General features: G+C 61.2%; 22 protein-coding genes. 5 read left to right on the top strand and 17 right to left on the bottom strand.

From position 1 onward, the window contains the following. Positions 1-61 precede the first annotated feature (61 nt). From ACVTFQ_RS11235 to ACVTFQ_RS11250, 4 genes are all read right to left on the bottom strand, one after another. Entirely contained in the window at positions 62-376 is a 315-nt protein-coding gene (locus ACVTFQ_RS11235) for a hypothetical protein (RefSeq protein ID WP_111562266.1), read from the bottom strand. 101 nt (positions 377-477) lie between these two features. After that, positions 478-900 (bottom strand): secondary thiamine-phosphate synthase enzyme YjbQ, encoded by a 423-nt coding sequence (locus tag ACVTFQ_RS11240; protein WP_111562267.1) that lies wholly within the window; start codon positions 898-900, stop codon positions 478-480. 81 nt (positions 901-981) lie between these two features. Next, on the bottom strand, positions 982-1,335 hold the full coding sequence (locus ACVTFQ_RS11245; RefSeq protein WP_111562175.1) for a DUF1428 domain-containing protein: 354 nt from the start codon (positions 1,333-1,335) through the stop codon (positions 982-984). 124 nt (positions 1,336-1,459) lie between these two features. Further along, positions 1,460-2,425, bottom strand: coding sequence for a LysR substrate-binding domain-containing protein (locus ACVTFQ_RS11250; RefSeq protein ID WP_111562176.1), 966 nt, complete (start codon positions 2,423-2,425; stop codon positions 1,460-1,462). A gap of 495 nt (positions 2,426-2,920) precedes the next feature. Between ACVTFQ_RS11250 and ACVTFQ_RS11255 the strand changes: the two genes are divergently transcribed. Next, on the top strand, positions 2,921-3,940 hold the full coding sequence (locus ACVTFQ_RS11255) for a porin (RefSeq protein WP_111562177.1): 1,020 nt from the start codon (positions 2,921-2,923) through the stop codon (positions 3,938-3,940). Between the two features lie 194 nt (positions 3,941-4,134). On the opposite strand, the gene ACVTFQ_RS11260 is transcribed toward ACVTFQ_RS11255, so the two are convergent. From ACVTFQ_RS11260 to ACVTFQ_RS11275, 4 genes are all read right to left on the bottom strand, one after another. Further along, positions 4,135-4,515 carry a DUF427 domain-containing protein gene (locus ACVTFQ_RS11260; RefSeq protein ID WP_111562178.1) on the bottom strand — a complete coding sequence of 127 codons (381 nt, stop codon included), beginning with the start codon at positions 4,513-4,515 and terminating at the stop codon, positions 4,135-4,137. A gap of 122 nt (positions 4,516-4,637) precedes the next feature. Next, the gene (locus ACVTFQ_RS11265) at positions 4,638-5,411 is read right to left on the bottom strand and encodes an APH(3') family aminoglycoside O-phosphotransferase (RefSeq protein WP_313760475.1); all 774 of its coding nucleotides are present in this window, start codon (positions 5,409-5,411) and stop codon (positions 4,638-4,640) included. 46 nt (positions 5,412-5,457) lie between these two features. After that, entirely contained in the window at positions 5,458-5,619 is a 162-nt protein-coding gene (locus ACVTFQ_RS11270) for a hypothetical protein (RefSeq protein ID WP_018897457.1), read from the bottom strand. A gap of 173 nt (positions 5,620-5,792) precedes the next feature. Next, positions 5,793-6,686, bottom strand: coding sequence for a LysR family transcriptional regulator (locus ACVTFQ_RS11275; RefSeq protein WP_111562180.1), 894 nt, complete (start codon positions 6,684-6,686; stop codon positions 5,793-5,795). A gap of 106 nt (positions 6,687-6,792) precedes the next feature. Here ACVTFQ_RS11275 and blaOXA point away from each other — a divergent pair, with 106 nt between their 5' ends. Continuing rightward, positions 6,793-7,605, top strand: a complete 813-nt coding sequence (gene blaOXA / locus ACVTFQ_RS11280; RefSeq protein WP_111562181.1) for a class D beta-lactamase — start codon at positions 6,793-6,795, stop codon at positions 7,603-7,605. A gap of 47 nt (positions 7,606-7,652) precedes the next feature. Here blaOXA and ACVTFQ_RS11285 read toward each other — a convergent pair whose 3' ends face one another. The 7 genes from ACVTFQ_RS11285 to dnaG all read right to left on the bottom strand — a co-directional run bounded on the left by ACVTFQ_RS11285 (position 7,653) and on the right by dnaG (position 18,250). Continuing rightward, positions 7,653-8,933 carry a DUF930 domain-containing protein gene (locus ACVTFQ_RS11285; protein ID WP_111562182.1) on the bottom strand — a complete coding sequence of 427 codons (1,281 nt, stop codon included), beginning with the start codon at positions 8,931-8,933 and terminating at the stop codon, positions 7,653-7,655. Between the two features lie 191 nt (positions 8,934-9,124). Further along, entirely contained in the window at positions 9,125-11,179 is a 2,055-nt protein-coding gene (gene rpoD / locus ACVTFQ_RS11290; RefSeq protein ID WP_018897453.1) for an RNA polymerase sigma factor RpoD, read from the bottom strand. 475 nt (positions 11,180-11,654) lie between these two features. After that, complete coding sequence (locus tag ACVTFQ_RS11295; protein ID WP_047505981.1) at positions 11,655-12,002, bottom strand: GFA family protein; 348 nt, start codon at positions 12,000-12,002, stop codon at positions 11,655-11,657. 15 nt (positions 12,003-12,017) lie between these two features. After that, the gene (tdh, locus tag ACVTFQ_RS11300; RefSeq protein ID WP_111562183.1) at positions 12,018-13,052 is read right to left on the bottom strand and encodes an L-threonine 3-dehydrogenase; all 1,035 of its coding nucleotides are present in this window, start codon (positions 13,050-13,052) and stop codon (positions 12,018-12,020) included. Positions 13,053-13,095: 43 nt separating this feature from the next. Next, positions 13,096-14,283 (bottom strand): glycine C-acetyltransferase, encoded by a 1,188-nt coding sequence (locus ACVTFQ_RS11305; protein WP_111562184.1) that lies wholly within the window; start codon positions 14,281-14,283, stop codon positions 13,096-13,098. Positions 14,284-14,375: 92 nt separating this feature from the next. Beyond that, positions 14,376-16,232 (bottom strand): DNA helicase RecQ, encoded by a 1,857-nt coding sequence (gene recQ, locus ACVTFQ_RS11310; protein ID WP_112949649.1) that lies wholly within the window; start codon positions 16,230-16,232, stop codon positions 14,376-14,378. After that, positions 16,232-18,250: a DNA primase gene (dnaG, locus tag ACVTFQ_RS11315; protein WP_112435317.1), complete on the bottom strand. Its 2,019-nt coding sequence runs from the start codon at positions 18,248-18,250 to the stop codon at positions 16,232-16,234. Before dnaG ends, recQ begins: the two co-directional genes overlap by 1 nt. Before the next feature lie 652 nt (positions 18,251-18,902). Here dnaG and ACVTFQ_RS11320 point away from each other — a divergent pair. Beyond that, positions 18,903-19,781: a hypothetical protein gene (locus tag ACVTFQ_RS11320; RefSeq protein WP_470423893.1), complete on the top strand. Its 879-nt coding sequence runs from the start codon at positions 18,903-18,905 to the stop codon at positions 19,779-19,781. 19 nt (positions 19,782-19,800) lie between these two features. On the opposite strand, the gene ACVTFQ_RS11325 is transcribed toward ACVTFQ_RS11320, so the two are convergent. Beyond that, positions 19,801-20,253 (bottom strand): GatB/YqeY domain-containing protein, encoded by a 453-nt coding sequence (locus ACVTFQ_RS11325; RefSeq protein WP_026282805.1) that lies wholly within the window; start codon positions 20,251-20,253, stop codon positions 19,801-19,803. 273 nt (positions 20,254-20,526) lie between these two features. Here ACVTFQ_RS11325 and carA point away from each other — a divergent pair, with 273 nt between their 5' ends. Together carA and ACVTFQ_RS11335 are read left to right on the top strand one after the other, a co-directional pair. Continuing rightward, positions 20,527-21,732 carry a glutamine-hydrolyzing carbamoyl-phosphate synthase small subunit gene (gene carA / locus ACVTFQ_RS11330; protein WP_111563009.1) on the top strand — a complete coding sequence of 402 codons (1,206 nt, stop codon included), beginning with the start codon at positions 20,527-20,529 and terminating at the stop codon, positions 21,730-21,732. Between the two features lie 163 nt (positions 21,733-21,895). Then, the gene (locus ACVTFQ_RS11335) at positions 21,896-22,936 is read left to right on the top strand and encodes an acyltransferase family protein (protein ID WP_111562832.1); all 1,041 of its coding nucleotides are present in this window, start codon (positions 21,896-21,898) and stop codon (positions 22,934-22,936) included. 12 nt (positions 22,937-22,948) lie between these two features. Here the strand turns inward: ACVTFQ_RS11335 and ACVTFQ_RS11340 are convergent, their stop codons facing one another. Continuing rightward, positions 22,949-24,337, bottom strand: a complete 1,389-nt coding sequence (locus ACVTFQ_RS11340) for an MATE family efflux transporter (RefSeq protein WP_111562833.1) — start codon at positions 24,335-24,337, stop codon at positions 22,949-22,951. Between the last annotated feature and the right edge of the window lie 137 nt (positions 24,338-24,474).

The raw sequence follows: 24,474 nt of genomic DNA on the forward strand, positions 1-24,474 counted from the left end.
CAAAGCAGCCTGAAAATGGCGCGGCCAAGGCGATGCAGTCTCTATAGTTGGCTAGGCCGGATCAGCGGCGGATCTCAGGGCAACCGCGAACATTCGCGAAGAACATCCGGTCCCAATGGCCGCGATAGCCACGGCCGGAAACGACGACGCGGCGCGGCGTGATATCGGTGACGCGCGCATTGCGCAGACCGGCATAACGCGCCTTCTCGACAGCACGGATCGGCGAGCATGCGCGCGGCGGAGCGGGACGGTGATATTGAATCTCGATGACCGATGCACGCTCGGGGCTGGCGGCTGAAGCAACAGAGAACGTCGCGGGAATGGACGCAATTGCAAGGATGGCGGCGAACGAAGCTTTGGCGATAAAATGGGTCATGTTCATGCTTTCATTTGTTATCGATGGTCTCCCTTGCGGGATTGGACAAAAGATAAACGCCTGAAAATGAACGATGTTCGAACCGCCCGTTCACATTTGGTTCAGTTGCTAAGATGCAGCACGACCTCGCGCCGGTGCGGAGTTTCGCGGTGTTCGAACAGATAGATCCCCTGCCAGGTGCCCAGCACGAGCCGCCCGTCCATCACGGGAATCCCGATCGAAACCTGCGTCAGCGCCGCCTTGATATGGGCGGGCATGTCATCCGGTCCCTCCATCGTGTGCACGATCCAGCGCATCGACGGATCGGACGATGGCGGCACGAGACGGCGAAAGAATCCGTTGAGATCGGTGCGCACATCAGGATCAGCATTCTCCTGGATTAGCAGCGAGCAGGATGTGTGCCGCACGAAAACGGTAAGCAGCCCGGATTCGATATTGGCGGCGCGCACGAAGGCAGCGATCTGATCGGTAAACTCATAAAGGCCCTGCCCGCGGGTCTGCAGGCTGAGAATCTTTTGTGGCATGGGGTGCACCTCCGGACGATGAAACTTCGCCCAGAGGTCGCGCGCACCCGCCGACATGTCAATGCCGGCGATGGGCTAAAATCAAAGCCAGAGCAGCGGAACGAAGCCGCCGTAGATCATCCGCTTGGCATCGAAGATATCAAGGCATTCAGTGACCTGCAGTTCGGGATCCGCCATGACCTTCGCATTGATCTCATCGCGCTGCTCGCGAGAATCATAGGTGATCCACGAGAACACCACGACTTCGTCATCGGTCGCCTGAACCGCACGCGGGAATGACGTCAGCTCGCCATACGGCACGTCGTCCGCGACGCATTCGACATAATCCTTGGCGCCATATGATTTCCAGATCGCGCCGGCCTTGGCCGAGAGCGCCTTGTAGGCCTCTATATTCTTCTTCGGCACGGCAACGATAAAACCGTCGACATAGGACATGCTCTCTCTCCCTTGAACCTTGGCATCGCTTCAAGGACGAACGAGACGCACCCGAACCGACACCTCTTTCAAAATAGGCGCCATACGCGTTGGACAAGATATGGACGTGAGGAGCAGAATCGACTCATGCCGCGCCCGCACGGTCGCCCTCGATGGCCGCGTTGAAGGTGCGGAAGCGTTCGACAAGGAAATCGACAAGCGTGCGCACCGCCGTCGGCAGGCCCCGCGATGCCGTGAACACCAGATAGATGGTCGCCTGCGACATCTGATAGTCAGGCAACAGGCGGACCAGCGTTCCGTGCCGCAGTCCCTCTGCGCAAACGATGTCGGGAAGCAACCCGACGCCCACACCCGCATGAATCGCTTCCAGAACGGCGGGCACGCTGCGACAGCTCATGCGCGGTCGATGCTCATGCCTGTGCAGTGCACCATCGGGGCCGGTGAAGTCCCAGACATCGACCTCGCGCCACTCGGCCATGCCGCTGGTGAACGAAACGGTCGGCACGCCATCAAGCGATTCAATACCCTCCCCCTTTGGCATCTGCGCCGCCATCTCCTTGTTGGCGACAAGGATGAGATCGACCTTGCTCAGAACCCGCATCGTCAGCTCGGCATCGGTCTCTTCGGTCAATTGCGCCCGGATTGCGAGATCGAGTCGGTCATTGATGATGTCGACTCGCTGGTCGGTCGCGAGAATCTGCAGCTGGATCTTCGGGTGAAGCAGCAGGAATTCGGGGAAGATTGCACCAAGCGACCCTTCGAGCAGGCCCGTGGGAACGCTGAGTCTAATCGTGCCCTGCGGTTCACCATTGACATCGGCAACGGCTTTCGTGGCCCGTTCCGCTTCACGGAGCATGTTCTCACAGTAAATATATAGTGATTGACCAATCTCGGTTACACGGAACCTGTGCACCGTTCTTTCGATCAATCGGACCCCCAGCCGATCTTCGAGCGCATTGATGTGCCGGCTGAGTTTTGACTTCGGCAAGCCAAGCACGCGCCCCGCGGCGGAGAAGCCACCGTAGCGTACAACCGCTGCAAAATAAGCAAAATCGTTCATGTCCGGGAAAATATTGTCAGCCGCCGGCATTAGTTATTCCTTTTGCAACGGGCTGCTAAAATGCCTCCCTGGGCGAGTCGCTTACGCCGCTTAGCTCAAGATGCCAACTGCCGCCTGAAAACCTTTCGTTCCAAATTTGGAACATAGCGTTCCAATCGCCCCTCTTCATTTTGCTGCGGCGCGACATTATCTCGCCGACATTGGCGTCAATGTGTTTGCATGGCGGCATTACTGTGCTCTCCGGAGCAACCGAAATGGCTTTGATATTATGTTGCTCCGCAGCTGCCGGGGCATTGCGTCTATTTGTCTAACTATTTGATATTGTGGCATATTCGCCACATTTCATGCCTAAGAAGTTTCACAAACAACGATTTCGGCACTATCTGAATTGATAGAATTACTGAGGGATGAGAGAAGAGTGTCAGCGGTTCGCTGATCCGCGTGCCGAAAGGCTGTTACCGGAACGGTTGCCTATCACCTCCCAGTGTGTGGCGACGGTCTCTTCTAAAAGGAAATGGATTTCAAATGAACATTCGGATGGTTATGCTGACGTCCGCAGCAGCTCTCGCTGCCGCCGCGTCCCCCGTCTTCGCTGCCGACGCTATCGTAGCAGCTGAGCCTGAAGCAGTAGAATACGTTCGCGTCTGCGACGCTTACGGCACCGGCTACTTCTACATCCCGGGCACCGAAACCTGCCTCAAGGTCAGCGGTTACCTGCGTTTTGAAGTATACGGCGGCCCGAACCAGAACGGTACCTCGGACTGGAACGCTCGTACGCGTGCTCAGGTTCAGTTCACCGCCAAGAGCGACACGGAATACGGTCCTCTGACCGGCGTTATCGTTCTCCGTAACAACGGCGACAACTCCTCGACGACGTCCACGCTCGACTCGGCTTACATCGACATCGCTGGCATCCGCGCCGGTCTGTTCTACAGCTGGTGGGATGACGATTTGAGCGGCGAGCCGGACGTTCTGTCCAGCTACCAGACCCTGCACAACTCCATTCGTTACCAGTACGAATCCGGCGACTTCTACGCTGGTATTTCGGTTGACGAACTGGAAGACGGCGCTGGCGCAGAGCGCGGCACCAACTCCGGCAACGCTGTTGGTATCGCTGCTGCAATCGGCGGCAAGGCTGGCGTAGTATCCTACCAGCTCATCGGCGGTTACGACACGGACACCGAAGACGGCGCGATCCGTGGCATGCTCTTCGCTGACATCGGACCTGGCACGCTCGGCCTGGCCGCTGCCTACGCAACCGGCATCAACAGCTACTACGACGAATCCGAGTGGACCGTTGCTGCTGAATACGCAGCTAAGGTTACCGACAAGTGGACCATCACACCGATGGCTCAGTACTTCGGCAACTACGGCCACAATGCAACGGACACCGACTTCTCGTCTAACGACGCTTGGAAGGTCGGCGTAACTGTTGACTACCAGATCGTAGACAACCTCTACGCCAAGGCTACCGTCGACTACACCGACGTTGACCACGAAGACAGCGTAACCAAGGGCTTCTTCCGCCTGCAGCGCGCTTTCTAATTTGACTATCGGCGCCCCGGTCTAGGCCGGGGCACCTTTCACAAGTTTGCCTTTTCTGATCCGATTGACCTCCGATCAGTTACGGGGATTGGTCCGGTTTCCCTGCCGGACCGATCCTTGATTTTTCAGAGACAGGTTTGCAGCGACCGATCGCCGAACCCACGTCTCCCTAAGCCGTCGGCGTCTCGCCTCCCCTATATCGTCAGCTCCTCAATGGAATCGACACGATCAGGGTAGCAGGCGACATAGCCTTTGATCTCGCTGACGGCATCCGAGGGATCTTCATAGCTCCAGATCGCGTTTTCCGAACGCTCGCCATCCGACGCGATGCTGTAATAGGACGCCTCGCCCTTATAGGGGCAAAAGCTCTTGTGCGTGCTGTGGGTCAGCAAGGTCATATCCACGTCACTGCGTGGGATGTACAAGACGGCGGGATAGCTCGCCTCTTTCAACGTCAATGCCTTGCGGCTATCGGCGACCACGCGGCGGTTCCATGTGACCATCACACGCTTCGGATTGGGCGTAATCGTAATCGGATGCCCCGGACCGGGGATCTTCATCGGCTGGGCGGACATTGGAGGCTCCCTGAATGCTCATGACATCCATATGGGGAGCGCCGCGCTCATTTGCAGGCAAGACGGCATAACGTTGCGGTGATCGAAACGAGCTTGCAGCGTGATCAGCCTGAATCAATCATTCAGAAGAACTCGTCAAGCATCTGATACCGCAGCATTTTAACAGCATCCAACGACACGATGCCGTAGTGCCGACAAAACGGCTCAACGAACGCCTCACCGAAATTCGCAGCGATGCTGCGGCAGGCGAGCGCGATATCCTGGTAGCGATCCGCGACACCGAGACGTCCGCAATCGATATAGCCAGCGAAGGCATCACCTGATGCCACGAAGTTCGGCAGGCAGGCGTCGCCATGGGTGACGACCAGATCCTCCTCGCCGACAGGCATCTGGCAAAGCTCTGAATGAAGATCGGCGGCGCTGCGCCCAAGCCGTGTCTCGTCGAAATCCTCTTCATCGACCAGCCCGGCACGCATACGCCGCTCGGCGACGGCCAGCCGCTTCGACCAACGGTGATCGAAGGGGCACGAGGCAATGTCGAGAGAATGAAGCGCGCGTAACGCGGAGGCCAGCATGACCACCCGCGCCTCGGCATCCACAGCCGAATCCGACGCGAGATCGCGGCCTGGCAGGGCACTCATCAGCAGCCAATCATAACCATCGTCCGTGGTGGAAGCGATAATCTCGGGACACGGAAGCCCTTGGCCGGACAACCACCGCAAACGCGCCGCCTCATCCGCCAACTCGCCATAGGCGCTCTGCGCCTCGCGCTTGAGATAGAGCGCAGGCGCACCTTCGCGCTCCAGGCGAAACACTTCGGAGGGAGACCGGCCCACGGGATCACGATCCCAGGAATAGCCTGCAATGAAGCTGTCCAATGCAACGGGATGAGCCAAGCAAGGCCTCAGGCAGTTGTGCTCGCCTCGATCGAGGCTGCGGCGATCAGTGCAATGTTTCGGGCTGCATTTCGCCGTGGAGGATGGAAAGCGCGTCTTCCAGCGCGGATACCAGCATGTCGGTCAACTCGTCGCCACGGCTTTCAATAATCGCCACCTTGGTGGCTTCATCCTGCTGTTCGAAAAAGCGCTCGATTTCGTTCGACATGTCATTGTCCCCTCTTGTGCCGCTAACATCCGGCGATGGGACAAAGCTAGGCGGTCATGCTTGTGTCGGACTGGAGCGGAGAACGATTAACGATTCCGTTTCACTTCGACACACCCAACTTAGCGCATTTCGAAAACGCTTCCAGACCGTTCAGCAAAACTTCTGTTATTTCCCTAACATCCTGCCTCATCATTTTGTGCAATCACCGATGTCATCCACGCGGAGAACGCCGCCATCGCGGGCGTCACAGGGCGCGAATGCAGCCGCGTCAGCCAATAGCTGCCCATCGACACCGTGATGGAAAACGGCTGCACCACCAGGCCCGACGCCAGATAGCGCTCGAACATCTTCGGCGGCGCAAGTCCAACGCCGATCCCCTGCTGGATCGCCTCCATCATCGCCAGCGAGGTGTCGAAGACGATGCTCTTCTGCATCAGCCCCGGATGCGAAACGCCGGCAGCCTCGAACCACCGCGTCCACTCGTCCGGCCTGTAGGAGCGCAGGAGCGTCTGCCCCATGAGATCCTCCGGCCGCTTAAGCCCGTCCGCGAGATCGGGCCTGCAGAGAACAGACAGCGGCGCCTCGAAGAGCCGCGTCGCCTCCGTCGCATGCCACGCCCCGCCGCCGAAGCGGATGGCGAGATCGAGCCCTTCGGCGGCCAAGTCGACCCGGTTGTTATTGGTGGAAAGCCTGAGGTCGACATAGGGATAGCGCTCTTGAAAAGACGGCAAGCGCGGCAACAGCCAGCCGACGGCGAAAGTCCCGACCGCGCCGACCGTCAGCACCTCGCGCACATGCCCGTCGCGCAACCGCTCTACAGCATCAGCCATGCGGTCGAAGCTGTCGCGCAGCACCGGCAGCAGGCTGTCACCCTCCGCCGTGATCATCAGCCCGCGCGGCAGCCGCCGAAACAACGTCACTCCGAGCTGCGCCTCAAGAGCGTTCACCTGGTGGCTGACGGCGGCCTGCGTGACGTTGAGCTCGATCGCCGCCTTGGTGAAGCTCAGATGCCGCGCAGACGCTTCGAAAGCCCGGAAGGCGTTCAGCGGTAGATATGACCGAACCATGATGAGCCCCCAATTTTTCTAATGGCTTCATCTAGTATTGGTCCTTTGTCGTTGGGTCAAACGACTGGTAGCTATCCTGCGAAAGCCACCAAGAAAGGGCCATTCCATGCATCTCCGCTCCACCCTGCTTGCCGCCGCAGCGATCGCCACAATGGGCACGGCCGCGCAAGCCAAAACTATTTGTACTGTCGTGGCCGACGCCAAGACCGGAAAGACGATTGTTCAAGAGGGCGATTGCGGAGGTCGCGTCACGCCGGCCTCCACCTTCAAGGTGGCGCTGAGCGTCATGGGCTATGAAAGCGGTTTCCTGAAGGACGAGCACACCCCGACCCTGAACTTCCGCAAGGGCGACCCCGACTGGGGCGGCGAGAACTGGAAGAAGCCGACGGATGCCGTTCGCTGGCTGAAATACTCGGTCGTCTGGTTCTCCCAGCGCATCACCCACGCGCTCGGCGAAAAGACGCTGCACGACTACGCGACGAAGCTGAACTACGGCAATGCCGATTTCTCCGGCGACAAGGGCAAGAACAACGGCCTCGACCGGGCATGGATCGCCTCGTCGCTGAAGATATCGCCGCTGGAACAGGTGGCGTTCCTGCGCAAGCTGGTGAACCGCCAGCTTCCCGTCAGCGCCCACGCGACCGACATGACGTTGAAGGTCGTCGAGAAGACCGAGCTGCCGGATGGCTGGTCGGTGCAGGGCAAGACCGGCATGGCCTATCCGAGGCTGCCCGATTACACGTTCGATGAGGAGCACCCCTGGGGCTGGTTCGTCGGCTGGGCGACGAAGGGCGACCAAACCGTGGTCTTCGCCCGCCTGATCCAGGACGACAAGAAGATGGAAGGCACGGCAGGTGTTCGCGCCCGCGACGCCCTCTTCGCCGAACTCCCGTCACTAGTAGCGGGCAGCAACAAGTAGGTCTCGATCAGGCCTGCGGGGGCTACAACGGCGCCCGCAGCCACCCATCAGAAATCGGGGAACCCGCGGCTGCGCCACTGCGACTTCGGGATTGCGGCGCCCACGTCATAGGCGAAATTTAGCACCTTGGTTCCGTCGGTATCGACCTCGCAGCGGAAGCTCATATCGTACCAGCGCGCACTCGCGCGGAACGCGCCGCGCTTGATCTCCAGCACATTGCCCTGCTGCAGGCGATAGGACGGCAAGAGCTCCGGCCGGAACCCCTGCGGCGAGTGCCTGAGCTGCTCGCGCAGTTCCGTCGTGCAGAGCTCGGCAACACGCATGCCGCGCGGCATGCCGTCGATCGCCGTCCGCGCCACGTCGCCGCCCGTATCGTTTTGCGAATAGAGCTTCTTCACCTTTGTCAGCGGATCGGCCGCCGGAGCGGCACTGGCGGCGGGATCCGCCTTGGCGATCTCCTTCGGCTTGGCCTGCGTGATTTCGGTCGTCACCACACCCGTTGCCTCGGCGGCCGGTCCGTTGTTTTCCTGATGCGCATCGGCGACATCGACCTGCGGCAGGTTGATATCGTCAGGCATCGGTTTGGCCGGCGGCTTGTCGTCGGCATTGGGCTTTCCAGCCGATGCGGGATCATCCGTGGGCTTCTCCGCATCGGGCGCGCCCGCGGGCTTGCCTGTCTCGGTGGAAGCATCGCCATCATCGGCCTTCCTCGGGCCGCTCGCCTTGTCGCCGAATTCGAACACGGGGCGCAACGGCTGGATCGGCTGCGGCTTGCCGTCAGGTCCCTTCGGCTGCTGGTCGGCCTTTGCCTGTTCGGCCGGATCAGGCTTCGGCGGCTCCTCGGCCTTCTTCTCCTCGGGCGGCTTTTCTTCCGGAGGTTTTTCAGGCGGCGGCGGCTCAGGTGGTTTTTCTTCAGGTGGTTTGGGCGCTTCCGGCGGCTTCTCCTCCGGCGGTTTTGGCGGCGGCGGTGGCGGTTCGGCCTTGGCCTCTTCCTGCTTGGGTTCCGGCGGCTTCTGCTCGGCCTTCTTTTCTTCCGGCTTCTGTTCGTCGGCGGGCTTTTCGGCCGCAGCCGGCTGCTCGGGCTTCCTCTCCTCGGGCTTCGGCTCTTCCGGCACCTTCAGCGCAGCCTGCTCCTCCGGCTTTTTCTCTTCGGGCTTCTGCTCTTCCGGTGGCGGCACCATCTCGATATTGACCGTCTCCTCCTGAGGAGGCGGCGCCGGCTGCGGCAGCTTGATCAGAAAGCCGGCAACGACGACAATATGAAGCAGCACCGAGGCGATGACGCCCCAGCCGAACACTCCCAATTGCTTTTCCGTTGCCTTGGCCATACCCACGCGATGCTGAACGACAAGTTGTCGATGTGGCCTTTTAAGAAGGCATCATCAAGCCTTAAAGGCAAAAAACACGCACACCTGACAAGGGCGTGAACGCCAGGGCACATAATCCCCAGCCAGACACCGTCAGAAACGAGAAAAGCCGGACCAAGGGCCCGGCTTTTCGAATGACATATGTCCGCGACTTAGCTGTCGAGGAACGAGCGGAGCTTCCTGGAGCGGCTCGGATGCTTCAGCTTGCGCAGCGCCTTCGCTTCGATCTGACGGATACGTTCGCGGGTAACCGAGAACTGCTGGCCGACTTCTTCGAGCGTATGGTCGGTGTTCATGCCGATGCCGAAGCGCATGCGCAGCACGCGCTCTTCGCGCGGTGTGAGCGATGCGAGAACACGCGTCGTCGTTTCGCGCAGGTTCGCCTGGATGGCCGCGTCGATCGGCAGAAGCGCGTTCTTGTCCTCGATGAAATCGCCGAGGTGCGAATCTTCTTCGTCACCGACAGGCGTTTCGAGCGAGATCGGCTCCTTGGCGATCTTCAGGACCTTGCGGACCTTTTCGAGCGGCATGGCGAGCTTCTCGGCCAGTTCTTCCGGCGTCGGCTCGCGGCCGATCTCGTGAAGCATCTGGCGCGAGGTACGAACGATCTTGTTGATCGTTTCGATCATGTGCACAGGAATACGGATCGTACGAGCCTGGTCGGCGATCGAGCGGGTGATCGCCTGACGGATCCACCACGTCGCATAGGTCGAAAACTTGTAACCACGGCGGTATTCGAACTTGTCGACCGCCTTCATCAGGCCGATGTTGCCTTCCTGAATGAGGTCGAGGAACTGCAGGCCGCGGTTCGTGTACTTCTTGGCGATGGAGATGACGAGACGAAGGTTCGCTTCGACCATTTCCTTCTTGGCGATACGCGCTTCGCGCTCGCCCTTCTGCACCATCGACACGATGCGGCGGAATTCGGCGATCGAGATGCCGGTTTCCGTTGCGAGGTTCTGGATCTCCTGGCGGATGTCGCGGATCGTGGTGTTTTCGCCCTTGGCGAATTCCTTCCAGCCGCGTGCGGCCAGATTGGCGATCGACTTCATCCAGTTCGGATCGAGTTCGGCGCCCTGGTACTGTTCCAGGAACGAGTCGCGCTTGACGCCGTAGGATTCGGCCAGACGCAGCAGACGGCCTTCGTTCTGCATCAGTCGCTTGGAGATGTCGTAGAGCTGCTCGACGAGGGCGTCGACGCGGTTCTGGTTCAGCGACAGAGACTTCACCGCCTTGATGAGCTCATCCTTGAGCTCCTTGTAGCGGCGCTCCTGAGCGGAAGACAGCGTGCCGGTCGCAGCCAGTCGCTGCTCGACCTGCTGGTCCTGCAGCTTGCGCAGCTTCTTGTAGGTCTCGGCGATGATGTCGAGCGTTTCCATGACCTGCGGGCGCAGTTCCGCTTCCATGGCGGCCAGCGACAGGTTGGATTCGTCCTCGTCCTCTTCTTCCTCTTCCGGAGGCAGGCCCTCGCCACCGACATTGGTGATGTCGTCGTCGCCCGAACGGGTGCGGCGGGTCTTTTCCTTCTCTTCGGCAGCCTTGCGGTCAGCCTCGATCTTCTCGGGGCTCTGGAACTGCGGAGCAGCCTTCGCCTCGGGACCGGAATAGGTCGTTTCGAGATCGATGATCTCGCGCAGCAGCGTCGTGCCTTCGTTGAGTTCGTCGCGCCAGATGATGATCGCCTGGAAGGTCAGCGGGCTCTCACAGAGACCACCGATCATCGTTTCGCGGCCGGCCTCGATGCGCTTTGCAATGGCGATTTCGCCTTCGCGCGACAGAAGCTCCACCGAGCCCATTTCGCGCAGATACATGCGCACGGGGTCGTCGGTGCGGTCGGTCGGCTCTTTCTTCTTGGCGGTCGCAAGTGCGGTACCGCCGGAGGGAGCAAGCTCGCCGCCTTCGCTTTCGTCGTCGGAGCTGGAATCGTCGTCGCCGCCGTCGTTGCCGCCAGCTTCCTCGGCTTCCTCATCTTCGATGACGTTGATGCCCATGTCCGACAGCATCGACATCGTGTCTTCGATCTGTTCGGATGTCACTTCCTCGGACGGGAGAACGGCATTGAGCTCGTCCATCGTCACATAGCCGCGCTTCTTGGCGGCCTTGATCATTTTCTTGACCGCGTCATCGGAAAGATCGAGAAGAGGGCCGTCGGTACCGCCGTCGCGTTCGACTTCCGCTTCTTCGTTCTCTTTGACCTTCGTTGCCATGTATATCGTCGCCTTCCTGACGCTATTCAAACTCGCTGCGGTAAAACGGCCCTATCAAAGCCGGCGCGCCGCAAACGGCCGTCTCGAATCACCTGATCCCAAATAACGGGATGACATTTAATGCCTGATTAACCACGATTGCCGGCGCCGGACGACAGAGTTCATATGTCACCAAATGTCCGGCCATGGTTGTGCGATCTGCCCTTGACCCAGTTCACCGCTATTCAAGTCGAACGGTGATTCCCACAATTTTAGTTCTCGTCAAGCTTTTCCAGCAAAAAAGCGCGAGAAAACTCGGAAAAGGCCTTATCCACAGGCCACAAGCCGCCGAAGCGGTTGCCAAGCATAGATAGGATGTCACCACGGGAAGACAAGAGCGTGCCGCATTCTTCTGAAACGACCAGTTGTCGCACATATCCCGCACACCACCCCGGCCCGACCTCCGTTCACGCCGAGGCTCTAGCCAACCGACAGACTAATGCGACTTGCCATCCCAGGGCTGAATCTCGATCGTCGCGAGATCGACGGCGGGCACGCAGCGCAGATTGATGCAGGCCATCTCCGTGCCATCCGGCATCTTGCCCTCGCTGAACGGGCCAACGCCGCAATTGCTGCAGAAGTGATGCTGGATCACATGAGTGTTGAACGTATACGTCGACAACGCCTCGCGCGGCGTCTTCAGGCTGAACTTGTCGCGCGGCACGAAAGCGAGCAATCCGCCACGACGCCGGCAGAGCGAACAGTTGCAGTCGATCGCCGACGTGAAATCGCCCTCGACGTCGAAAGCGATCTGGCCGCAGTGGCAGCTTCCTTCATAGTTCATATCATTCTCCTCCCATTACCAGTCCATCACCACCTTGCCGGAGTTGCCCGACCGCATCGCCTCGAAGCCCTCGCGGAAATCGTCGATGCCGATGCGGTGGGTAATCACAGGTGCAAGGTCAAGCCCGCCCTGCACGAAGGCGATCATCTTGTACCAGGTCTCGAACATCTCGCGGCCGTAGATGCCCTTCAAATTGAGCATCTTGAAGATCACCTTGTTCCAGTCGATCTCGAAACCGGCGGGCGCGATGCCGAGAATGGCGATCTTGCCGCCATTGTTCATCTTGTCGATCATATCGCGAAAGGCGGGTGCCGCCCCCGACATCTCCAGCCCGACATCGAAGCCCTCGGTCATCCCGATCGAGGTCATCACGTCGGAGAGGTTTTCCTTCGACGCATCGACGACATGATCGATGCCGAGCTTGCGGGCGAGATCGAGCCGGTGCGGATTGATATCGGTGATCACGACCTTGCGCGCTCCCGACCGCTTTGCGACCAGCGCCCCCATGATGCCGATCGGACCGGCGCCGGTCACCAGCACATCCTCGCCCACGAGATCGAAAGAGAGTGCGGTATGCACGGCATTGCCGAACGGATCGAAGATCGCCGCGATCTCATCGGGAATATCATCAGGGATCGGCACGACGTTGGCTTCCGGAATGCAGACGAACTCGCCAAAGGAACCAGGACGGTTGACGCCGACGCCCAGCGTGTTGCGACACAGATGCCCGCGCCCGGCGCGACAGTTGCGGCACTTGCCGCAGACGATGTGCCCCTCGCCCGAGACCCGCTCGCCGACATGATACTTGGTCACCGCCGAGCCCACCTCGGCGATCACGCCGCAGAACTCATGCCCCACCACCATCGGCACCGGAATGGTCTTCTGCGCCCACTGGTCCCAGTTCCAGATATGCACGTCTGTGCCGCAGATCGCCGACTTCTTGACCTTGATCAGCACATCGTTCGGCCCGACCTCGGGCACCGGCACCTGCTCCATCCACAGCCCGACCTCGGACTTCGACTTCACCAGCGCCTTCATCATGTTCGACATTCAATTCCTCCCAATTGCCAATGCGTCTGTGCGAGCTTCTCAGCTAAATCACATCCAACTCCCGCCCAGCCTCGGCAAATGCCTCAATCGCCCGCTCGACATCCTCGACCGAATGCGCCGCCGACATCTGCGTGCGGATGCGCGCCTGCCCCTTCGGCACCACAGGGAAAGAGAAGCCGATGACGTAAACGCCCTTCTTCAACATCAGCGCCGCCATATCCTGCGCCAGCTTCGCATCCCCCAGCATGACGGGAATGATCGGATGCCCCTCGCCCGCAAGCGTGAAGCCGAGCTTCGTCATCTCCGAACGAAACAGATCCGCATTGGCCGACAACCGCGCCCGCAGCGCATCGCCATGATCGATCAGGTCGAAGACCTTCAGCGACGCCGCCGCGATGACAGGCGCCAGCGTATTGGAAAACAGATAGGGCCGAGACCGCTGCCGCAGCCACTCCACCACCTCCGCCTTCGCCGACGTATAGCCGCCCGACGCACCACCCAGCGCCTTGCCGAGCGTGCCGGTGATGATATCGACCCGCCCCTCGACGCCGCAATGCTCGGCCGAACCGCGCCCATGCTTGCCGACAAAACCGACCGCATGGCTGTCGTCGACCATCACCATCGCGCCATACTTTTCCGCGAGATCGCAAACGCCCTTGAGATTGGCGATGATCCCATCCATCGAAAACACGCCATCGGTGGCAATCAGCTTGAACCGGCTGCCCTCGGCCTTCTTCAACTCCTCCTCGAGCGCTGCCATGTCATTGTTGGCATAGCGGAAGCGCTTGGCCTTGGAGAGACGCACGCCGTCGATGATCGAGGCATGGTTCAGCGCATCCGAGATGATCGCATCCTCTTCGCCGAGCAGCGTCTCGAACAAGCCGCCATTGGCATCGAAGCAGGAGGAATAAAGGATCGTGTCTTCCATCCCGAGAAACGACGAAATCCTGGCCTCGAGCTGCTTGTGCTCCTCCTGCGTACCGCAGATGAAACGCACCGAGGCCATGCCATAACCATAGCGATCAAGCGCCTTCTTGCCGGCTTCGGCGAGCTCCGCGTTGTCGGCAAGGCCGAGATAATTGTTGGCGCAGAAATTCAGCACCCGCTCGCCGGATGAAATCGCGATCTCGCCCGCCTGTTTCGAAGTGATGACACGCTCCGCCTTATAAAGCCCGGCCTCCTTCAGGCCGGCAAGCTCGGTGCGCAAATGGGAGAGGAACTGCGAGGTCATTGGTGGCCCTTTTTTGAGACTTCCCGATGCCATCGCACTAGCACATCGGCATCCGTTTGTCTTGGCGAGACCAAGGCCAGTCCGTTATCGGATCACCCGTCAAACCCCAAAATCACCTCAAGAAACGCGTCCCCATATCGCTCCAGCTTCGACTGCCCGACGCCGGAAATGCCGAGCAGTTCCTTGTGCGTGCGCGGCCGCTCGGTTGCGAAGGCGATCAGGGTCGTGTCGGGGAAGACGACGTAGGGTGGGACGCTGAGGGATCGGGCGATGGCGGTGCGCTCGGCGCGCAGCGCCTCGAACAGCGCGTCGTCGGAGCCTGACAGAACCGAGCGCCGCTCCGCTTGCGCCGCCCTCTTCGGCCGCCGTTCGGAGGCCGGGCGGTCCTTGCGGAAGAACACCTCGCGTTCTCGCTTGAACACGGCGCGCGCACCCTCCTCCAGCTTCAGCGCGCCGAAAGCCCCGTGGTCGACACGCACCAGCCCCATCGCCAAAAGCTGGCGGAACACGGATTGCCAGGTGCGCGCGGCGATATCCTTGCCGGCGCCGAAAACCGGCATCTCGGTGTGGCCGAAGCGCTCGGTCTTTTCGTTGACATTGCCGATCAGGACATCGACCACGTGCCCCGTGCCGAAGCGTTCGCCCGTGCGATAGATCGCCGCCAGCGCCTTGATCGCGGCATCCGTCCCATCCCAGGTCTCGACCGGCTTCAGGCAGGTGTCGCAGCCGCCGCAATTGCCGGCATGGCTTTCGCCGAAATGCGACAGGATCGCCTGCCGCCGGCACGACGCCGTCTCGCAGATGGCCAGCAGCGCGTTGAGCTTGGAGCGTTCCACGCGCTTGATCTCGTCGGCGGCACCGCCTTCGTCGATCATCCGCCCGCGCTGGATGACGTCAGCCATGCCGTAGGCCATCCACACCTCGGAGGGCAGACCGTCGCGCCCGGCGCGGCCGGTCTCCTGGTAGTAGGCCTCGACAGACCCCGGCAGGTCGAGATGCGCGACATAGCGCACGTTCGGCTTGTCGATCCCCATGCCGAAGGCGACGGTCGCCACGAGGCAGAGATCCTCTTCCTTGAGAAAGGCATCCTGGTTGGCGTCGCGCACGGCGCGGTCCATACCGGCGTGATAGGCGAGAGCCTGGATACCCTGGCCGTTCAGCCACTCGGCCGTATCCTCGACCTTGGCGCGCGACAGGCAATAGACGATGCCGCTATTGCCCTTGTGGCCGGCGAGAAACCGCAATAACTGCTGGCGCGGCTGGTCGCGCTCGACGATTTCGTAGCTGATGTTCGGCCGGTCGAAGCTGGTGGTGAAGATCTTCGCGCCGTTGAGCCCCAGGCGTGCGGCGATATCGTCACGCGTATGCGGATCGGCCGTCGCCGTCAGCGCGATACGGGGAACACCGGGATAAAGCTCGCCGAGCTTGCCGAGTTCGCGATACTCCGGCCGGAAGTCGTGGCCCCATTGGGATACGCAGTGCGCTTCATCGATGGCGAAGAGCGCGATCCGGGCATTGCCGATGATATCTCGGAAACCCTCCATCAGGATGCGTTCCGGCGTCACGTAGAGCAGGTCGAGATTGCCCGACGAGATCGCCCGGCGAACCTCGACATACTCCTCGCGCGTCAGCGACGAGTTGAGCGCAGCCGCCCGGATGCCAAGCTGCTTCATCGCCTCCACCTGGTCGCGCATCAGCGCGATCAGCGGTGAGACGACGATGCCGACACCATCGCGGCAGAGCGCGGGAATCTGGAAGCAGAGCGATTTGCCGGCGCCCGTCGGAAACAGCACCAGCGCATCGCCGCCATCGACCACATGTTCGACGACCGCCTGCTGCTTGCCGCGAAAGGCCGGGTAGCCATAGACGTGGTTGAGAATGCCGAGCGGCGTGCGCTCGACACCAAACAGCGCGTCACCCGCCGAAAACCGTGTATCCGCCGCGTCCATCAATGGCTCGCAGCCCCTTTGACGCGACCCGAGAGCACGCCGAAGCCATCAATGATCGCTTCCTGGTTCTCAAGCCGCAGGCCTTCGAAGTGAACCTCCTGCAGCGCCCGCATCAGCTGGTCGATCACCTCTTCGTTGCCGCTTTCGGTGGCTTCGGCGATCTCTTTTTCCAGCTCGATCTTCTGCCAGCGCAGCGCCTTGGAGCGCTTATGGAAGGCAAGCGCCTGGCGATACCCCTCGCGCGCATCCTCCATCGCCGCCTGCTCGGTGGCGATCCATAGCCGCGCATTGCGGATCTGCTGCTCCAGCGTCTGGATCAGCCCGCCGAAGCCCTGCTCGTCCAGCCGCTCGATCAGATAGTCGCGCGTGAGATGCGGACCGGCGACAGCCGCGGCTGCCCCGAGCATGCCCGACCAGAGCCGCTGCAGTTCGCGGCTGTCGTAATCGATCGAGGCAATCTCATCATATTCGTCCTGCATCAGCGCCGGGTGGTTGACGACGGTCAGCGCCAAGACGCTCTCGCGCAGCGCCGGCGTCTCCTGGTGTCCGCGCACCAGCCCGGAGCGGGCCAGCCGATCCGAAATACCACCGCCGGAAACACGCGCACCGCGCGGGCCATCGTTTCCGCGTCCGCGCCCCTGCCCACCTCCACGCTCAAAACCGCCACGCTCGAAGCCGCCGCGATCGAAATTGCGCCGCTCACCGCCGTCGCGGTTCTGGAATTGCGGCCGGAAAAAGCCGTTCAGCCGGTCGCGCATGTCCTGCTGGTAGTGCCGGCGCACATCCTCGTCGGCGATGACGGCCACCAGCTGCCTCAGCCGCGCCTCTAGCTCGGCCTTCGCCTCCGGCGTCTCGAACGAGCCGGTCTTCAACTCGCGGCCCCAGATCATCTCGGCCAGCGGCTTGGCCTGGCTCATCACCTTGTCGAACGGCGCCCGCCCCTCGTTGCGCACGAGATCGTCTGGGTCCTTGCCATCAGGCAGCAGCGCGAAACGCACGGTGCGACCGGGCTTGATATGCGGCAGCGCCAGATCGGCCGCGCGGTTGGCGGCGCGAATGCCGGCGCCGTCGCCATCGAAGCAGAGCACCGGCTGCGGCGTCATCTTCCAGAGGAGCTCCAGCTGGTTTTCGGTGAGCGCCGTACCAAGCGGCGCCACAGCGTTCTCGACACCCGCCTGATAGAGCGCAATCACGTCCATATAGCCTTCAACGGCAATGATCGTGCCTTCGCCATTGGCGCCCTGTGTCGAGCGCCGCGCGCGGGCGAAATTGTAGAGCACGTTGCCCTTGTGGAAGAGCTCCGTCTCGTTGGAATTGAGATACTTGGCCGGCGCGTCCGGCGACATGGCGCGGCCGCCAAAGGCGATCACTTTCTCGCGCGACGACAGGATCGGGAACATGATGCGATCGCGGAAGCGATCGTAGGACACCGGGATCTCCGGGCCGTGTACGACCAGCCCGCAAGCCTCGATCTGCTCCTTGGACGCCCCCTTGCCGGCCAAGTGTTCCTTCAGCGCGTTGCGGCTATCGGGCGCGAAGCCGAGACGGAAGGTCTCGATCGTCCGCCCCGTCAGCCCACGGTCGCGCAGATAGGCGCGGGCCCGGGCGCCGTTCGCCGTCTGCAGCTGGTCCTGGAAGAACTGCGTCGCCATCTCCATCACGTCGAGAAGCGTGGTCCGCTCCTTCTCGCGCTTCTCCATGGCGGGATCGGCGACCGGCATCGCGACGCCGGCCATATCGGCGATCGTCTGCACTGCCTCGGGAAAGCTCAAGCCTTCGAGCTCGGTCAGAAAGCGAAAATGGTCGCCGGTCACACCGCAGCCGAAGCAATGATAGCGGCCCTTGCGGTCCTCGCAGTGGAAGCTAGGCGACTTCTCGCCGTGGAACGGGCAGCAGGCCCAGTAATCGGCGCGCGAGACATTGGTCTTGCGCTTGTCCCAGCTCACACGGCGGCCGATCACGTCCGAAATCAGGACGCGGTCGCGTATCTCGTCGAGAAAGGAGTTTGAAAAGCGCATTTCTACCTCTTGGCTATCCTCCATATAAGCAAGTTCCCGGGCGCATGCCACGAACTTTGGCCGATAGCCACGCTATACACAGGTTGCTTCGATGACCGGCACCCGACCAAGCGGCCACGTCATACATTCAACAAAGCGTGACTGTTGAAGTCCCTCGTCTGTTAGCTGCTGCCGCGTTTGCAGACAGAACGAAGGCAACAGCGGTGCGGGGCCCTCGCCCTCTATAAGCAAAACAAGGCCTTACGGCCGAGACTCGATTCCGATTGCGAGCCGGACGGCATAACTGGTGTTCGCTTTAAGGCGGCGATTCCCGCCAATTATTATTTTTTTGTAATTTGAATCCGATGCCGCATCGCAATAACGTCAGTTTCAACAAAGCGATCCCCTCGCAAGGCACCATCCCTACCCCCGGCGCCGCCTTGCAAGGGTGCCTTTGCAAATACCCGCTGATGAGGACTCAGGTCCTGCGTCGTCAGCCGGAGCAAAGAGCAAGAAGGCAGGAACGCCCCCAGTTCCTGCCTTCTTTAATTTCTACCTGACGTTTTATATTTTGGTTCCAAGCTGCCAATCACAGGCAGATTCCACCAGCAATTGATTGACAGTCGTTGGTCGCAAGTCCAATGAAGGCGGCAACTTCGGATGGTTGCCAAGCATGCCACATAAGGTTGAAGAATTTTTAGAGAGTGACGCATTTTTCGCGTTGGTTCTGGAATTCGCGCGCGAGATGCTCGCGATCTACCGCGAAAGCCCACGCATCGCGTCGATATTCGCCGCCCAGCAGCGCTGGTTGATGGCGCAACTCGGATTCGCTCTCTATTTCGGCTATCCCGATGATCCCAAGGGCGGCCTCTACTCCGGCCGCTTCATTTCATTCGCGATCGAAAAGAAGATCGCCAGCCGCAACACGGCGGCCGCCTTCATGCAGGAAATGCTCGCCTATCGTTTCCTGCGCCCCGTCGAAAGCCCATCCGACAAGCGTACGCGCCTGCTGGAGCCGACCGAAACGGCGCTCGAGCATTTCCACAAATGGCTCGCCGCCCATCTGATGATCCTCGACAACCTCGATGGCGGCCATCGCCTCGAGGCGGCGATGAAGGATCCGATGGTCTTTGCCCGCATGCAGCCGCTGATCGCCAAGGGCATCATCGACAGCGACGCGGTGCGCGATCCCGGCGCCACCTACAATCTCTTCAACTGGGCGAACTCCGGCGGGCTCGTCATGGACTTGCTGATGACGCGGATAACCTCTTTCGACAAATCGATGGAGCGCATCGCGATCGGGAGGTTGTCGCTGAAGGAAATCCGCGACCAGTTCATGATCTCCAACACGCACCTGAAGCGACTGCTGTCGCAGGCAGCCGAGATGGGCAGCATCGGCTGGTCGGAGGCCTCGTTCAAGGGCGAGACCTGGATGTCGAAGAAGTTCGTGCGGGAATATTGGGGCTATCAGGCCGCGAAATTCGCCGTCATCGACGCGGCCGCAGCAAGCGTGCTGGGGCCCGCGGTCCCGAAGACCGCGCGCCTCGCCTGAGTGGGAATGACTTGATCGATCAGTTCAAGAGTTCCTTGACGGCGCCCGAGGCCTTAGAGAAATCCATCTGCCCGGCATAGCGCTCTTTCAGCACCGCCATCACCTTGCCCATGTCCTTCGGACCGGCGGCACCCGTCTCGGCGATGATCGCCGCGATATTGGCGCGCACATCCGAATCGGAGAGCTGCTTCGGCATGAAGTCCTGCACCACCTTGATTTCGGCGCGCTCCTTGGCGGCGAGCTCCGGGCGGGCGTTCTCGTCGTAAATCTTCGCCGATTCGTCGCGCTGCTTCACCATCTTGGCCAGGATCTGCAGGATTTCGTCGTCGCTGGCCTCTTCCTTGCCGGCGCCGCGATTGGCGATATCGCGGTCCTTGATCGCGGCCTGGATCAGGCGAACGGTCGAAAGACGCTCGGCATTCTTGGATTTCATCGCATCCTTGAGGGCGGCGGCGAGTTGATCGCGCAACATCATAAACACTCCTGTTTGAATGCCGCTTCATAAACCAGACGAATGCGTGGGATCAAATAAATTGCGAAACGCGCGACATAAAGCGGCAGAAAACCCTTAGAATCTGCGGTACAAAGATTGACCTCAGGAAATAGCGTGGCTATTTACCGCCACCTGCACCAAAATTCGTGATCAGGCCTGAGAGCGCGCGCCTTGCCGCGCGTACACGCTTGCGAACCAAAATGGCCGGCCAACGTTGCCCAAGGACGTCTGGCGGCCGGAAACGGGATGAAGATGACCGCGACAGCACCCTGGACAACCGAAAAGCCGACCGCCCTGCTCGTTCTGGCGGATGGCACAGTGATCGAAGGCAAGGGCATCGGCGCGACCGGCAAGGTCCAGGCCGAAGTGGTCTTCAACACCGCGCTGACCGGCTACGAAGAGATCATGACCGATCCCTCCTACCTCGGCCAGATCGTCACCTTCACCTTCCCGCATATCGGCAACATCGGCACCAATGAAGAAGACATCGAAGACCTGACGCCGGCAGCACGCCACGGCGCGGTCGGCGTCATCTTCAAGGCCGACATGACCGACCCCTCCAACTACCGCGCCGCCAAGCATCTCGACGCCTGGCTGAAGGCCCGCGGCGTCATCGGCCTCTGCGGCATCGACACCCGTGCGCTGACCGCCTGGATCCGCGAGAACGGCGCTCCGAACGCCGTCATCGCCCACGATCCGAACGGCGTCTTCGACGTCGACACGCTGAAGGCCGAAGCCAAGGCCTGGAGCGGCCTCGAAGGCCTCGACCTCGCCAAGATCGCCTCCTCCGGCCAGTCCTCGCAGTGGTCGCAGACCCCGTGGGTCTGGAACGAAGGCTACGGCGAACTGAAGGCCGAAAACGCCAAGTACCACGTCGTCTGCCTCGACTATGGCGTCAAGCGTAACATCCTGCGCCTGTTCGCCGGCCTCGATTGCAAGGTCACCGTCATGCCGGCAACGACGAGCGCCGAGGAAGTGCTCGCCATGCAGCCCGACGGCATCTTCCTGTCGAACGGCCCGGGCGACCCGGCCGCAACCGGCGAATATGCCGTTCCGGTCATCCAGTCGCTGATCAAGACGGATATCCCGCTCTTCGGCATCTGCCTCGGCCACCAGATGCTGGGCCTGGCGCTCGGCGCCAAGACCGAAAAGATGCACCAGGGCCACCACGGCGCCAACCATCCGGTCAAGGACCATACGACGGGCAAGGTCGAGATCGTCTCGATGAACCACGGCTTCGCGGTCGACACGAAGTCGCTGCCCGAAGGTGTTGAGGAGACTCACGTTTCGCTCTTCGACGGCACGAACTGCGGCCTGCGTGTTTCAGGCAAGCAGATCTTCTCCGTCCAGCACCATCCGGAAGCCTCCCCCGGCCCGCAGGACAGCCACTACCTCTTCCGCCGCTTCATCAACATGGTGCGCGAGAAGAAGGGCGAAGCGGCACTGGCCGAACGCTGAGCGGATAGACAGAGATTAAAGAGAGCGGCGCCGAAAACCACGGCGCCGCTCTTTTCATATCAGGCCTTGGGCATGGTCTTGCGGCATTTGTTAATCGCAATTTAAGGCCGGCATTTCATGATCCGCACCCAGGCGCGCGCGACGTCGGCCGAAGGTGCCATCGATGCAGGAAAAGAAGCACATAGCCAGTCTCGACGGCTTGCGCGGCATGGCCGCTGCGGCAGTGGTCTTCTCGCATCTCGATCTGATCTTCCCCTCGCTTGCGCCCTACATGATAACAGGCGTCGGCGGCCGGGCAGTCGCCATCTTCTTCGCCCTCAGCGGCTTCCTGATGGCCTATCTCTACGGTGACCGGCCAATCAGCCGCAAGGCAGTGGCCGACTTCCTGGTCAGCCGCTTCTCGCGCATCTATCCGGTCTATCTGGTTGCGGTGCTTGTTGTCGCGGTTCTGTCGAGCATTCCGGGCTTCGATTTCATCAACCCGATCCATGGCGGCAAGGAAATCCTGCGCCATGTCTTTCTTCTGGGCTCGACCGGCGTCCTATGGTCGGTCCCGCCGGAGATCCAGTTCTATCTGCTCTTTCCGGTGATCTGGCTCTTCTTCAGCGACATGAGGCGATACCAGGCAATCGGCGTGGTGCTTGCAGGCCTTTTGGCGCTCGACGCGCTAGACGGCTTCCCCGGCCCCGGCATCCTGCTGGTCTCGAAGCTCGCTTTCTTCCTTCTCGGCGCCACCGTCGGCAGGCTGCAACCGCTGCTGAACAAGCGATTGGAGGGCACATTGACGGGTGTGCTGGCGCTGACGCTACCCTTCGTCATCCTGATCTCGAACGACCTGTTTCCCAATGCTGACAATGCCTGGGGATTGGCGCCCGCCTTCGCCGGCGCGCTCGCCGTTCTATTGGTGGCGCAGGAGCATCGGATTTCAGCAGTGGTCTTCGCCGCCGCGCCGATGCGCTTTCTCGGCAAGATCAGCTTCTCGCTCTATCTCTTCCACGTGCCGGTGATGTTCCTGATGGGCAATGCGCTGTCGTCGTCGCTGCCGCTTTACATCGTCGTCCCGGCGGCACTCGCCGCCGCCCTGCTGATCGCCTGGATCAGCTACGAATGCATCGAGACCCCGGCCCGCCGGGCGCTGGTATCGCTCTGGCATCAACGCGGGTCGAAGGTCTTCGCCAATCCGCAGCCAAACACCCGCAGCTAAGCGACGCCAGGTTTAAACCTCGCGCCGCATCAGGATGTAGAACCGCGCGCAGAGCATCAGCGCGGCCGTGAACAATCCGATCAGGAAGCCGAGCCAGATGCCGATGCCGCCGAGCCCCAGCGGAAACGCCAGCGCCCAGGCCAGGAAGAAGCCGATCGGCCAATAGGCGATCAACGCCAGGATCATCGGGACGCGCGCATCCTTCAGCCCGCGCAGCAGACCATTGGCAATCGCCTGCAGACCGTCCACGAGCTGGAACAGCCCGGCGATCACGATCAGCGGTCCGGCATATTCGAGCACCTGCGGCGCCTCGGCCGAGTGCGTGTCGAGGAACCAGCCCGCGAAAAAACCGGGCATGATCGCAAACAGCAACCCGCCGATAGCCGAGATCACGCAGGCGAGTACCGACACTGACACGGCCGCGCGCACCAGAGCCACACGATCCCCCTGCCCGTGTGCGACACCCACCCGGACCGTCGCCGCCTGCGACAGGCCGAGCGGGATCATGAAGGCGATTGATGCCCACTGCAGCGCGATACCATGCGCGGCAAGCTCGATGGTGCCGATCCGGCCCATCAACAGTGATGCCATCGTGAACAGGCTGACTTCGGCAAGGATGGTGACGCTGATCGGCAACCCAAGGCGCACGACCTCGAAGAAGGCCTTCCAGTCCGGCCGCCAGAAGCGAACCAGGATCTCGTAGCGCCGTGTCTCCGGCCGGCTCTGGACATAGGCCAGAATGAAGAAGAAGCCCGCCGTCTGCACCAGCACCGAGACGATCGCCGCCCCGCGCAGCCCCATGGCCGGCAGGCCGAAATGGCCGAGCACCAGCGCATAGGCGAAGACGGCGTTCAGCACCAGCATGGCGATCGTGACGTTGAGGATCACAGCCGCCTTGCCGATGGCGCTGACCAGCGCGCGCAGCACGTTATAGAGCAGGCCCGGCAGCACGGCGAACTGGCCGATGACGATATAGCTGTGCGCCAGCGCCGCCACCTCGGGCTTCTGCCCGGCGGCAAGCAAGATGTGCTCGGAATTGAAGAAGGCAGGCAGCATCAGCACCCAGAAGACGAGAACCACCCACAGGCCCATGCGCAGCGACCGACGCACGCTGACGACGTCGCCACGGCCATAGGCCTGCGCCACCATCGGGATAACGGCGATCGAGAAACCGGAGCCGAAGACGAGGATCGTGAACAGGAACTGGCCGGCCAGCACCATCGCCGCCAGATGCTCTGCACCGAGCCGCCCGACGATCATCACGTCGGTGGTGTTGATACCGAGCTGGGCCAGCTGCGCACCGATCAGCGGCACGCCGAGCGCCAGCGTCGCGCGGATATGCGCGCTCCAACGGTTATCGGTTACCGGCGCCAGCTTTCGCGCGTCGATCGGCGTATCCATGACGGTGTCCTGTGAGTTGATGCAAATGGCCGCAAATCGCGACAATATGACCAAGGCTCTAGCCGAAATCCCGAGGAAACGACACCCAAAAACATGCAGATGATGAAATATTCATCATCACATCATCGATTCTGATC

This window comes from Rhizobium sp. O111, from assembly GCF_055616315.1.